Raw genomic sequence first — 11,579 nt, 5'->3', positions numbered from 1 at the left:
CTGCACCACCGGAGCGAACGGCACCTGCTCCGCAACCGGCCTCCCGCTGGGCACCTACTACTGGCAGGAGACCGCCGCACCCCCCGGCTACGACCTGCCGCAGCCCGCGGTGACGACCGTGGTCCTCGACACCGACGGACAGAGCATCCCCGTCACCGTCCAGGACACCAAGACCACCACCCCGACCGGCTCCACCACGGTCACCAAGGTCGACTCCGCCACCGGACAACCACTGGCCGGCGCCACCTTCCAGCTCTGGCACGAGACCAACGGCGTCCCCGGCCTCCAAACCACCGGAACCAACCCCGACACCCCCGTCGGCTCCCCCTGCACCACCGGGGCGGACGGCGTCTGCTCCGCGGACAACCTTCCGTTCGGCACCTACTACTGGCAGGAGACCACCGCTCCCCCCGGCTACGAACTGCCCCAGACCGCGGTGACCACGGTCGAACTGACCGCGGACTGCCCGTGTGTGGCGATCACGGTCGAGGACAAGAAGTGCCCGCCGAAGCCGTGTCCGCGCCCGCCACACTCATGGGCCTCGGCGGACTCATGGACCACGTGGGGCGAATGGAACCTCTGGGACCTGGTGCGCGGCAAGCCTGACCCGAACGAGGATTGCACGCCCGCGTCCCCCACCTCCTGGAAGCGCTCCTGAAGGACCGCTCCGGCGCGAGCGCGTGAGGGCATGACGCAATGAACCGGCCGGAGGAGCCCACAGGGGCTCCTCCGGCCGAGTGCGCCGGCAGCGCGTCAGGTGACCATCGCGGTCCCCGGACTGCTCACCGAGGCCGGAGATCTTCAACAGGCTCCGGACTTCTGGGCGCGCCCTAGCCCAGCGCCTGCTTGAGGTCGGCGAGCAGGTCGTCGATCGACTCGATGCCGACCGAGACGCGCACCAGGTCGGCGGGCACCTCCAGCGCCGAACCGGCCACCGAGGCGTGGGTCATCCGGCCCGGGTGCTCGATCAGCGACTCCACGCCGCCGAGCGACTCGCCGAGGGTGAACAGCTGCGCGCGGTTGCAGACCTCGACCGCCGCCTCCTCGCCGCCCTGGACCCGGAACGAGACCATGCCGCCGAAGGCCTTCATCTGCTTGGCGGCGATCTCGTGGCCGGGGTGCTCGGGCAGGCCCGGGTACAGCACCTGGCTGACCTTCGGGTGGCTCGCCAGCAGCTCGGCGACCTTCTCCGCGTTGGCGCTGTGCCGGTCCATCCGGACGCCCAGCGTCTTGATGCCGCGCAGCACCAGCCAGGCGTCGAACGGCCCGGAGACGGCGCCCATCGCGTTCTGGTGGTACGCCACCTCCTCGCCCAGGCTCGCGTCGGCCAGCACCAGCGCACCGCCGACCACGTCCGAGTGGCCGCCCATGTACTTGGTGGTGGAGTGCACGACCGCGTCCGCGCCGAGCGCGATCGGCTGCTGCAGGTAGGGGCTGGCGAAGGTGTTGTCGACCACCAGCAGCGCGCCGGCGCCGTGCGCGACCTCGGCGAGCGCGGCCAGGTCGGTGATGCCCAGCAGCGGGTTGGACGGGGTCTCCACCCAGACCGCGCGGGTGTTGGGGCGCAGCGCGGCGCGGACGGTCGCCAGGTCCTGGGTGTTGGCGACGGAGAACTCGACGCCCCAGCGGGTCAGCACCTTGGCGAACAGCCGGAAGGTGCCGCCGTAGGCGTCGTTGGGGATCACGATGTGGTCGCCCGGCTTGAGGATGGTGCGCAGCAGGGTGTCCTCGGCGGCCAGGCCGGAGGCGAAGGCGAGGCCGCGGGCGCCGCCTTCCAGTGCCGCGAGGCACTCCTCCAGCGCGGTGCGGGTCGGGTTGGCGCTGCGGCTGTACTCGTAGCCGCCCCGCAGGCCGCCCACCCCGTCCTGCTTGTAGGTGGACACCTGGTAGATCGGCGTGACGACGGCCCCGGTCTGGGGGTCTGCTTCCTGACCCGCGTGGATGGCGAGGGTCTCGAAGCCCTGGGGAAGCTGGTGCTCGGTCATGGGTCGAGCCTAGTGGCCGTACGGGCCGGTGCCCTCCGGAACGTCCCAGCCCGCCGTGAACCGGGCCGGCCATGAACCGGACCGGCCGTGAACCGGGGCGGCCGTGGACCGGGGCGGCGGCGGAATCCGGGCGGCGCCGGAATCCGGGGGCGGCCCGCCGCGTTGAATCCTGCGCAACCCTCCCTACCCCGCTGGAGCAGGCCGTGCTGTTCAACCGCCACAAGACCTCGCTCGTTCCCGCCGACCAGGCGCTGCCCGGCCGGGAGTCGCCGGGCTTCGCGCTGCGCGAGCCGCACACCGTGCTCGGCCACCCGCTCACCGGGCCGTACCCGGACGGCCTGGAGGTGGCCGACTTCGGGCTGGGCTGCTTCTGGGGCGCCGAGCGGACGTTCTGGCGCCTGCCCGGCGTCTGGACGACGCTGGTCGGTTACCAGGGCGGCTACACCCCCCACCCGACGTACGAGGAGGTGTGCAGCGGGCTGACCGGGCACACCGAGGCGGTCCGGGTGGTGTTCGACCCCTCGCTGGTCTCCTACGAGCGGCTGCTGAAGACCTTCTGGGAGGCGCACGACCCGACCCAGGGCAACCGCCAGGGCAACGACGTCGGCACCCAGTACCGCTCCGCCGTCTACACCCACTCCCCCGTCCAGGCTGCCGCCGCGGCCGCCGGCCGGGACGCCTTCCAGCCGGCCCTGACCGCGCTCGGCTACGGCCCGATCACCACCGAGATCGCCCCGGCGGGCCCGTTCTACCCGGCCGAGCCGTACCACCAGCAGTACCTGTCCGACGCCAAGAACCCGAACGGCTACTGCGGCCTCGGCGGCACCGGCGCCTCCTGCCCGATCGGCGTGGCCCGCACGCAGGGCTGACCGTCCGTGACCGTTCCGGCGGGCCGGCCACCCGAGGTGACCGCCCGCCGGTCGGGGCGCAGACTGGAAGGGCCAGCAGACGGGCCTGCCTCCTCCTCTCGCTGGACGGCCGGGCCGTCCGTGGGGAGAGGAGTGCGCCATGTCCGGTCTCGTCCGCATGAGCTTCGACGCCCCCGAGGAGGTCCGCCCCTTCGAGGAGGGCACGGGGGAACTGCGTCTGGTCAACCTGGACGCCGGCCCGGTGGGCCGGGCCGTGTTCCACCCCGGTTGGCAGTGGTCCAAGCACGTGAAGCCGATCGCCAAGACCGACAGCTGCCTGGCCGCCCACACCGGGTACGTGGTCTCGGGCCGGATGAGGATCGTCATGGACGACGGGCAGGAGACCGAGTTCGGCCCGGGCGACCTGATGATCTGCCCGCCCGGGCACGATGCCTGGATCGTCGGCGACGAGCCGTGCGTGATCGTCGACTGGCAGGGTTTCGCCGACTACGCGAAGCGCTGACCGGCGGCTCCCGGCGTCAGACGGCGCTGCCGGCCTTCCAGGCGGCCCAGCCGAGGTTCCAGCCGTTCAGGCCGTTGTCCGGCGCGACGGTCTTGTCACCGGAGTTCACGACCTCGACCACGTCGCCGACCATGGAGCTCTTGTAGAACTTGTAGCCGTCCGTGCTGCCGTCCTGCGCGCCCTTGGCGTCCTGGAGGCCGATGCAGCCGTGGCTGGTGTTCTGGCCGCCGAAGATCGACGACGAGGACCAGTAGTTGCCGTGGATGAAGGTGCCCGAGGTGGTGAGCCGCTGGGCGTGCGGCACGTCCGCGATGTCGTACTCGCTGCCGAGGTTGACGGTCTGCGAGTTCATCCGGGTCTGCTGGAACTGCTCGGAGATCACCATCTTGCCGCCCCAGGTGCGGTGCTCGGGCGAGCCGCCGGAGATCTTGTAGACGGCGCTGACCTGGCCGTCGGTGGTGACAGTGAGCTTCTTGGCGGCGAGGTCGGCGACGCTGGTCTGGGCGCGGCCGATGGTGAAGCGGACGTCCTTGGACTGGGTACCGTAGACGCCCTTGGCGCCCTCGACGTCCTTGAGCCGGAGCTTGAGGGTGACCTTGGTGCCCTTGGCCCAGTACTCCTGCGGCCGGAAGTCGAGGCGGGTGCTGGAGAACCAGTACCCGACGATCTCGACGCCCGGCTCGGCTATCACGGTGATCGCCTGCTGGACGGCCTTGCGGTCGGTGATCGGCTTGCTGAAGGTGATCGAGACGGGCATGCCGACGCCGACGACCGAGCCGTCCTCGGGCGTGAAGTAGCCGACGAAGGTGTTGGCCGGGGTGGCCGTGGTGAAGGTGGCGTTGGCGTCCGCCTCCAGCTTGTCCTTGTCGAGGGCGGTGGCGGCCACGGTGTACTTGGTGCCGCTGGCGGGGGCGGCGGCCGAGGTCCAGCTGGCGCCGTCGGAGGCGAGCTGGCCAGCCAGTTCCTTGCCCGTGGAGTCGGTGACCTTGACGGTGCCCAGGGTGCCGTTGCTGACGGTGACCTTGACCGGCTCGCTGAAGCTGGCGGAGGCGGCACCGTCCGCAGGAGTGACGGTGATGACGGCGGTCGAGGTCTTCGGCGCGCTGCTGGTCCCGCCGGAGCCGCTGCCGGCGCCCGGGGTTCCAGCGGAACCGCCCGAACCGCCCGAGCCGTTGGCGTCGGCGCTCTTGGTGTCGTTGCAGGCCGCGAGCAGCAGGACCGGCGCCCCGATCAGACCCGCGAGCACTCCGCGCCGGCTCCAGTTGCCTCCGCCTGCCCGCCCCTGACCGTCCCGTGCCGTCACGTCGCGTCTCCCTGCTGATCATCCCGGGCATTTACGGATACAGAAACGCAATCCGCCCGTGCACGGTTCCACCTCCGAAGGGTAAGCGATCGTATGAGATGACCCAACTTCCCGGTGAACAGGGAAAAAACGCCCGGCCTGCGGGGCAGACCGGGCGTTCACGAGCGGTGACGAGCTAGGGCGTGTCTGACAATTCGCGCCCGGCGGGAATTGTCAGACACGCCCTAGCGGGGCGAGGCCGCTACTCGGCGGACTCGTCCACCACGTACTCGTCCCAACCCTCGTTCTCGGGGTCGAACTCGGTCTGCGCCGACTCCCAGGTCGCCGAGGCCAGTTCGACACCCGGCACGTCGCCGAGCAGCGCCACCGGGTCGATGAAGTGGGCGAGCGAACCCGACGGGTCCACCTCGATGGCGTCGACGGACTGGGCGCGCTCGTCGTCGTCGAGGTACTCGTCCTCGGTCACCTGCTTCAGGGCGGCCGCCTTGAGCGCGCCCTCGTCGGTGATCTCCGCGATGAGCTCGATCTTGAGCCGGACGTAGCGCGGCTCGTCCTGGGTGGTTTCAGTGCTGGTCATGCGTGTGAGCGTACGGGAAGGGCCGGTCCCTCGGAGAAGGACCGGCCCTGCCGTTCTCCGCCTCGGTTCCCCCACCCGGGAACCGCGGAGACGCGCCGTGCGGCGCGCAGTACCGCGGGAGCCGCCGCACCCTGTAGACCGGCCGCAGCCGGACAGGGGCGGGACGACGGCACCTCCCGCGGAGGCCCCTCTCCCCCGTTGCCGGGTTGGAGGGCGGACACGGCGGGCCGGGTCAGGACCGCCCGACGTGTCCGGAGCCGACCGCGTCCGCCGGGGAGCCGCTCCCGGACGGTTGCCGTCGTCTCGCTCGGCGTCTTGCCGTTGACCACCACGATGCCGGACGGTTGTTAACCGCGTGCTGCGGGCAGGTGACGCCGGTGTACCACTTCGCCCGTGGGCGAACCGCGGGCAAAACGTGGGCGAAACCTCGTCCGCCCCGCCGACCGGAGCCGGTGGCGGGGTCGGGGTCGGTCAGGGCCGGTCAGGGCCGGCGACGACGGGTCAGTGCGCGGCGCGGCCGGCGAGGAAGCCCAGCAGGTCCTGGCGGGTGACGATGCCCTGCGGCTTGCCGTCCACCAGCACCACCGCGGCGTCGGCCTTCTCCAGCACGGTCATCAGGTTGGTGACCGTCTCGCCCGCACCGACGACCGGCAGCGGCTTGGACATCACCCGGTCCAGCGTGTCGGTCAGCTCGATCTCCTTCGCGAAGACGCCCTCCAGCAGGAGCTTCTCCGCCACCGAGCCGATCACCTCGCCGGCCATGATGTCGGGGTGCCCGGCACCCGGGGAGACCACCGGCATCTGCGAGACGCCGTACTCGCGCAGCACCCGGACCGCCTCGGCGACCGTCTCGTTCGGGTGCATGTGGACGAACTGCGGGATGCCCTCGTGCTCGATGGCGTCCTTGCGGGCCAGCACCTCGCCGATGTGCGCCTCGTCGGTGGCCGAGGGCAGGAAGCCGTAGTCGGCCATCCAGTCGTCGTTGAAGATCTTGGACAGGTAGCCGCGGCCGCCGTCCGGCAGCAGCACCACCACGACGTCGTCCGGGCCCAGGCCCTTGGCCACCTCCAGCGCGGCCACCACGGCCATGCCGCAGGAGCCGCCGACCAGCAGGCCCTCCTCCTTGGCCAGGCGGCGGGTCATCTGGAAGGAGTCCTTGTCGGAGACGGCGACGATGCCGTCGGCGACGTCACGGTCGTAGGCGGTCGGCCAGAAGTCCTCGCCCACGCCCTCGACCAGGTACGGCCGGCCGGTGCCGCCCGAGTAGACCGAGCCCTCCGGGTCGGCGCCGATCACCTTGACCTTGCCGCCCGAGACCTCCTTCAGGTAGTTGCCGGTGCCGGAGATGGTGCCGCCGGTGCCGACGCCCGCCACGAAGTGGGTGATCCGGCCCTCGGTCTGCTCCCACAGCTCCGGACCGGTGGAGTGGTAGTGCGAGGCCGGGTTGTCCGGGTTGGAGTACTGGTCCGGCTTCCAGGCGTTCGGGGTCTCCCGGACGAGCCGGTCGGAGACGTTGTAGTACGAGTCCGGGTGCTCGGGGGCCACGGCGGTGGGACAGACGACCACCTCGGCGCCGTACGCGCGCAGGGTGTTGATCTTGTCGGTGGACACCTTGTCCGGACAGACGAAGATGCACTTGTAGCCCTTCTGCTGGGCCACGATCGCCAGGCCGACGCCGGTGTTGCCGGAGGTCGGCTCGACGATGGTGCCGCCCGGCTTCAGGGCGCCCGAGGCCTCGGCGGCCTCGATCATGCGCATCGCGATGCGGTCCTTCACCGAGCCGCCGGGGTTGAAGTACTCGACCTTCGCCAGCACTGTCGCGCTGATGCCCTCGGTGACCTTGTTCAGCTTGACCAGCGGCGTGTTGCCGACGAGGTCGATGATCGAGTTGTGGTACCGCACGGGGGTCCTCCCGGTTGTGGGCATGCGAGTGCTTTCGGTACTGCAAAGCCTAGGCCGTGCCGCCCGCCCCAGCCCGCCCTTCCGCCCCACCCGCCCCTCGCCCCGCCCCGGCCCCGCGCGGCGGCCCCGCCACCCGCCCTCCTCCCCCAATGGCCCAGCCCCGCAGGTAGCCCCGGCCCCCGCGCGGGTAGGAGGGGGGTGCAGGCATCGCCATGGCCCCGGAGGGGGCGGCACCAGGACGCGAAGGGGGCATCGGATGCCAGGGGCACAGGACTCGCGGGCCCGGGTGGCCCGCCGGATCGCCACCGCGGCGGCGTACGGCGGCGGCGGGCTCGGCCTGCTGGGTGTGGGGCTGGTGGGCGTGCTGCTCACCGAGAGCAAGCTGGCGATCCAGGCCATCGGCGTGCTGGAGGGCGATCCGCCCAAGGCCGACGGCGTCTACGGCGAGGCCTTCGCCGACAGCTCCGCCGCCACGCAGCCGCCGCTGGTGCTGGCCGTCCTCGGCGACTCCACCGGCGCCGGCCTCGGTGTGCTGCGGGCCCGGGAGACCCCGGGCGCGCTGCTGGCCGCGGGTCTGGCCTCGGTGGCCGAGCGCCCGGTCCGGCTGGTCAACGTGGCCCGCTCCGGCGGCCGTTCCGCCCACCTCTCGGGCCAGCTGGAGCAGGCGCTGCCGCACCACCCGGACGTCGCCGTGCTCATGATCGGCGCCAACGACGTGACCCGGCACAGCCCGGCCCAGCTGGCCGTCCGCCAGCTCGGCGAGGCCGTCGCGGCGCTGCGGGCGAACGGCTGCGAGGTGGTGGTCGGCACCTGCCCGGACCTCGGGACGATCAAGCCGGTGCACCCGCCGCTGCGCTGGGTGGCCCGCCGGCTGAGCCGCCAGCTGGCGGCCGCGCAGACCATCGCGGTCGTGGAGGCCGGCGGCCGGACGGTCTCGCTGGGCTCGCTGCTGGGCCCGGAGTTCGCGGCGCGCCCGGAGATGTTCGCCGCCGACCGCTACCACCCGTCCGCCCAGGGCTACGCGACGGCCGCGATGGCCGTGCTGCCCTCGGTGTGCGCCGCGCTCGGCCTCTGGCCGGAGGAGGAGCGCCCGGCCGCACCCGTGCCGGGCGGGACGGTGCTGCCGGTGGCGATGGCCGCCGCCGCCGCGGCCGGGCGTTCGGGCACCGAGGTCGCGGCCGTCGAGACGGAGGGCGCCGGCCGCCGCTGGGCGTTGCTGCGCCACCGGCTGCGGGTCGGGCTGCCCGGCTCGTGGGCGCCCGAGGAGACCCGGGAAGGAGCCGCTCCAGAGGCCGGCGACACGTCGGCCAGCTCACACGCCGGGACGGGTGACGCCTGATCTACCAGGCGGTAACTTTCCTCCCGGACGCCAGTCCGCCGTCACCCAGCGAGGAGCCCGCCATGCCCGAAGCCGTCATCGTCAGCGCCACCCGTTCGCCGATCGGCCGGGCCTTCAAGGGCTCGCTCAAGGACGTCCGCCCCGACGACCTGACCGCCCACGTCATCCAGGCCGCGCTGGCCAAGGTCCCGCAGCTCGACCCGCGCGAGATCGACGACCTGATGCTCGGCTGCGGCCTGCCCGGCGGCGAGCAGGGCCACAACCTGGCCCGCATCGTGGCCGTCCAGATGGGCATGGACTACCTGCCCGGCGCCACCATCACCCGCTACTGCTCGTCCTCGCTGCAGACCACGCGGATGGCACTGCACGCGATCAGGGCCGGAGAGGGCGACGTCTTCCTCTCGGCCGGCGTGGAGACCGTCTCGCGCAGCGTGAACGGGACCTCGGACGGCATGCCGGGCACCACGAACCCGGTCTTCGACGAGGCCCAGGCCCGCACCGCCAAGCGCGCCGAGGAGGGCGGCGGGGAGTGGCACGACCCGCGCGAGGACGGCCTGCTGCCGGACGCCTACATCGCGATGGGCCAGACCGCCGAGAACCTGGCCGCACTCAAGGGGATCACCCGCGCCGAGCAGGACGAGTTCGGCGTCCGCTCGCAGAACCTCGCCGAGGCCGCCATCAAGGCCGGCTTCTGGGAGCACGAGATCACCCCGGTGACGCTCCCGGACGGCACCGTGGTGAGCAAGGACGACGGCCCGCGCGCCGGCGTCACGCTGGAGGGCGTCTCCGGCCTGAAGCCGGTGTTCCGACCGGACGGCACCGTGACCGCCGGTAACTGCTGCCCGCTGAACGACGGCGCCGCCGCGCTGGTCATCATGTCCGACACCAAGGCCCGGGAGCTGGGCATCACCCCGCTCGCCCGGGTGGTCTCCACCGGCGTCAGCGCGCTCTCCCCCGAGATCATGGGCTACGGCCCCGTCGAGGCCTCCCGGCAGGCGCTGCGGCGGGCCGGCCTGACCATCGACGACATCGACCTGGTCGAGATCAACGAGGCCTTCGCCGCCCAGGTGATCCCGTCCTACCGGGATCTCGGCATCGACCTGGACAAGCTGAACGTCAACGGCGGCGCGATCGCCGTCGGCCACCCGTTCGGCATGACCGGCGCCCGGATCACCACCACCCTGATCAACTCCCTGCAGTGGCACGACAAGCAGTTCGGCCTGGAGACCATGTGCGTCGGCGGCGGCCAGGGCATGGCGATGGTGATCGAGCGCCTCAGCTGACCCCGCCGAGCCACCCCGAAAGGGTCTGGACCACCCATTTGGAGTGACCGTGAGTAATTGAGGGCCGGATCACATCGCGAGGTCGATCCGGCCCTCTTTTCGCTCGTTTTCGGCCCGGAAATCGACACTGCGGAGCGGATCAACTCCACTGCGTAGAACGGTGTTACCTAACAATTTGGGGACAAGAGCGAAAGTCCCCCACAAATTAGACATTCGCCACTGCGGCAACAGCCCCGGATGCGGCAGTGTGGACACGTAACCCCGTTCCGCTCCTCGCTAGGAGTACGTTCCGTGAGCGCCGTCTACACCATCCTGCTGCTGATCCTGATCACCGTGTCGACCGCCGTGCTGCTCCATCTCCGGGGACTCTCCCGCCGGCTGGACGCGCAGGCCGCGGCCCAGGCCGCACCCGCCCCGGTGGACCAGGCCGCGATACGCCAGGCCGTCACCGAGGCACTCGCCGCCGACCGCGAGCGGGAGATCACCGAGGCCCGGGCGTTCTGGGCCGAGCAGGAGGCCCGCGCGGCCGAGGACGCGCCACTGTTCGACTCCCCGTACACCGGCGCGTTCGCCAGCACCGACGAGTGGCCGCTGTTCTTCCCCCGCCCCACCGGCCCGCAGGACGCCGTCGACAACGCCGGCACCATGGACCCGGAGTTCGGCGAGGCGCTGCGCTCCGCGCTGGAGGACCTGATCAACGAGGGCCCCGCCGAGCCCGGTCCCGAGGGCGGCTCGTCGCTGTTCCCCGGCCAGGGCTCCGGCACCTCCTCCGCCGGCTCCACCGCCGCCTCCACCGGCTCCGCCGAGCCCACCGGGGACGCCCGCGCCCGCCGCGAGGCCGACCTGCTGGCCACCGGCCTGGAGGCCGGGCTGCTGGACGCCGACCAGGCCGTCGAGGACGCCCCGGTCGCCGCGCCCGACCCGCGCCGCCACCCCTCCCACCCCGACTTCGTGCCCAGCCAGGCGCCGTCCCGCGAGTGGACCGACACCCGGCTGGCCACCCTCGCCGACGAGGCCGTCGCCCTGATCGACGTCCGCCCGGGCCCGCTGGGCACCCTGGACGTGTACGCCTTCGCCGACGGCACCACGCTCTGCGTGGCCCCGGGCGACCGGGAGGCCGCCTACCGGCTGATCGACGCGGTCCGTGCCGGTGAGCACGTCCGACTGCTCGGCGGCTCGCGCTTCTCCGGCTCGTACTCGCTGACCTTCTCCACCGACGAGGAGGCCGTCTACGTCCTCGCCGACCGGGTGGTCGCCAGCATCTGACGCCGCCCCAGCAGCGCGGCAGCACGGCACACACAGCGCAGCACGCCGAAGGCCGGCCGGGTCAAGGGGTTACCGACCCGGCCGGCCTTCGGCGTGTCCGGACGTCTAGCCGCAGAGCGCCGCCGTCGCGCGCACCGCGGCCACCGCTTCGGCCAGCACCTCCGCGGCCGCCACCGGCCCGTCCGCCAGGGCGACCGCGGCGCCCTCCGGCAGGGCCGTCAGCGCGGCCGCCAGGTCGTGCCCGGCGACGGCCAGTTGGTCGCCCACCGCGAACGCCCCGGCCTCCGGGAACTCCCGCTCCGGCCCGCCCTCCGCCGCCAGCGCGAGGGCCGCCAGCCGCCGGGCCAACGCCAGTGCGGCCGCCGCCCGGGACTCGTACCCGGGCACGGCGCCCAGCAGTTTGCTCTGCGGCAGCGAGCGGAAACGATCCGCCAGGGAGTCGACGGCTTCGACCAGGAGCTGTACGTCATGCATGACAGGGAGCCTAAACGCCGCCGGGCCCCCGGTGCGTGTAGGTAGCGGGGGCGGCCGGGACGGGGACGGGCGCGACGCG

Annotated in this window: 11 protein-coding genes; 6 read left to right on the top strand and 5 right to left on the bottom strand. The window is 72.4% G+C overall.

The window, feature by feature from the left end:
• Positions 1 to 658 (top strand): collagen binding domain-containing protein (locus ACFWPI_RS18715; RefSeq protein WP_380424918.1); only part of this gene is annotated, 658 nt, incomplete at its 5' end.
• 172 nt (positions 659 to 830) lie between these two features.
• Here the strand turns inward: ACFWPI_RS18715 and ACFWPI_RS18710 are convergent.
• Positions 831 to 1,985: a cystathionine gamma-synthase gene (locus ACFWPI_RS18710; RefSeq protein ID WP_063348017.1), complete on the bottom strand. Its 1,155-nt coding sequence runs from the start codon at positions 1,983 to 1,985 to the stop codon at positions 831 to 833.
• 203 nt (positions 1,986 to 2,188) lie between these two features.
• Here ACFWPI_RS18710 and msrA point away from each other — a divergent pair, with 203 nt between their 5' ends.
• Both msrA and ACFWPI_RS18700 read left to right on the top strand, forming a co-directional pair.
• Positions 2,189 to 2,854 (top strand): peptide-methionine (S)-S-oxide reductase MsrA, encoded by a 666-nt coding sequence (gene msrA / locus ACFWPI_RS18705; RefSeq protein ID WP_063348018.1) that lies wholly within the window; start codon positions 2,189 to 2,191, stop codon positions 2,852 to 2,854.
• A gap of 139 nt (positions 2,855 to 2,993) precedes the next feature.
• The gene (locus tag ACFWPI_RS18700) at positions 2,994 to 3,356 is read left to right on the top strand and encodes a cupin domain-containing protein (RefSeq protein ID WP_063348019.1); all 363 of its coding nucleotides are present in this window, start codon (positions 2,994 to 2,996) and stop codon (positions 3,354 to 3,356) included.
• Positions 3,357 to 3,372: 16 nt separating this feature from the next.
• Here ACFWPI_RS18700 and ACFWPI_RS18695 read toward each other — a convergent pair whose 3' ends face one another.
• From ACFWPI_RS18695 to ACFWPI_RS18685, 3 genes are all read right to left on the bottom strand, one after another.
• On the bottom strand, positions 3,373 to 4,659 hold the full coding sequence (locus tag ACFWPI_RS18695) for an Ig-like domain-containing protein (protein ID WP_380377403.1): 1,287 nt from the start codon (positions 4,657 to 4,659) through the stop codon (positions 3,373 to 3,375).
• 241 nt (positions 4,660 to 4,900) lie between these two features.
• Positions 4,901 to 5,236: a hypothetical protein gene (locus ACFWPI_RS18690; protein ID WP_063348021.1), complete on the bottom strand. Its 336-nt coding sequence runs from the start codon at positions 5,234 to 5,236 to the stop codon at positions 4,901 to 4,903.
• 501 nt (positions 5,237 to 5,737) lie between these two features.
• Complete coding sequence (locus ACFWPI_RS18685) at positions 5,738 to 7,162, bottom strand: cystathionine beta-synthase (protein WP_380345769.1); 1,425 nt, start codon at positions 7,160 to 7,162, stop codon at positions 5,738 to 5,740.
• Between the two features lie 232 nt (positions 7,163 to 7,394).
• On the opposite strand from ACFWPI_RS18685, the gene ACFWPI_RS18680 reads away from it, so the two are divergent.
• The 3 genes from ACFWPI_RS18680 (at position 7,395) to ACFWPI_RS18670 (ending at position 11,026) form a co-directional block, all read left to right on the top strand.
• Positions 7,395 to 8,477 carry an SGNH/GDSL hydrolase family protein gene (locus ACFWPI_RS18680; protein ID WP_380377401.1) on the top strand — a complete coding sequence of 361 codons (1,083 nt, stop codon included), beginning with the start codon at positions 7,395 to 7,397 and terminating at the stop codon, positions 8,475 to 8,477.
• A 62-nt stretch (positions 8,478 to 8,539) separates the two neighbouring features.
• A complete protein-coding gene (locus ACFWPI_RS18675) occupies positions 8,540 to 9,760 on the top strand; it encodes an acetyl-CoA C-acetyltransferase (RefSeq protein ID WP_380377399.1) in 1,221 nt (406 codons plus the stop codon).
• A 291-nt stretch (positions 9,761 to 10,051) separates the two neighbouring features.
• The gene (locus tag ACFWPI_RS18670; RefSeq protein ID WP_380377398.1) at positions 10,052 to 11,026 is read left to right on the top strand and encodes a hypothetical protein; all 975 of its coding nucleotides are present in this window, start codon (positions 10,052 to 10,054) and stop codon (positions 11,024 to 11,026) included.
• Between the two features lie 105 nt (positions 11,027 to 11,131).
• Here ACFWPI_RS18670 and ACFWPI_RS18665 read toward each other — a convergent pair whose 3' ends face one another.
• A complete protein-coding gene (locus ACFWPI_RS18665; RefSeq protein WP_380424915.1) occupies positions 11,132 to 11,500 on the bottom strand; it encodes a hypothetical protein in 369 nt (122 codons plus the stop codon).
• Positions 11,501 to 11,579 lie beyond the last annotated feature (79 nt).

Origin of the sequence: Kitasatospora sp. NPDC058492, assembly GCF_042720685.1 — a bacterium.
In the GTDB taxonomy this organism is placed as follows: domain Bacteria; phylum Actinomycetota; class Actinomycetes; order Streptomycetales; family Streptomycetaceae; genus Kitasatospora.
Note: the sequence above shows the minus strand (reverse complement) of the source record. Positions and strands in the feature narration are given on the sequence as shown.

Bases quoted from the DNA above. Each gene is read 5' to 3' on its own strand.
- ACFWPI_RS18680 (WP_380377401.1), top strand. From the start codon at position 7,395: ATGCCAGGGGCACAGGACTCGCGGGCCCGGGTGGCCCGCCGGATCGCC.
- ACFWPI_RS18710 (WP_063348017.1), bottom strand. From the start codon at position 1,985: ATGACCGAGCACCAGCTTCCCCAGGGCTTCGAGACCCTCGCCATCCAC.
- ACFWPI_RS18685 (WP_380345769.1), bottom strand. From the start codon at position 7,162: ATGCCCACAACCGGGAGGACCCCCGTGCGGTACCACAACTCGATCATC.
- ACFWPI_RS18700 (WP_063348019.1), top strand. From the start codon at position 2,994: ATGTCCGGTCTCGTCCGCATGAGCTTCGACGCCCCCGAGGAGGTCCGC.
- ACFWPI_RS18675 (WP_380377399.1), top strand. From the start codon at position 8,540: ATGCCCGAAGCCGTCATCGTCAGCGCCACCCGTTCGCCGATCGGCCGG.
- ACFWPI_RS18665 (WP_380424915.1), bottom strand. From the start codon at position 11,500: ATGCATGACGTACAGCTCCTGGTCGAAGCCGTCGACTCCCTGGCGGAT.
- ACFWPI_RS18690 (WP_063348021.1), bottom strand. From the start codon at position 5,236: ATGACCAGCACTGAAACCACCCAGGACGAGCCGCGCTACGTCCGGCTC.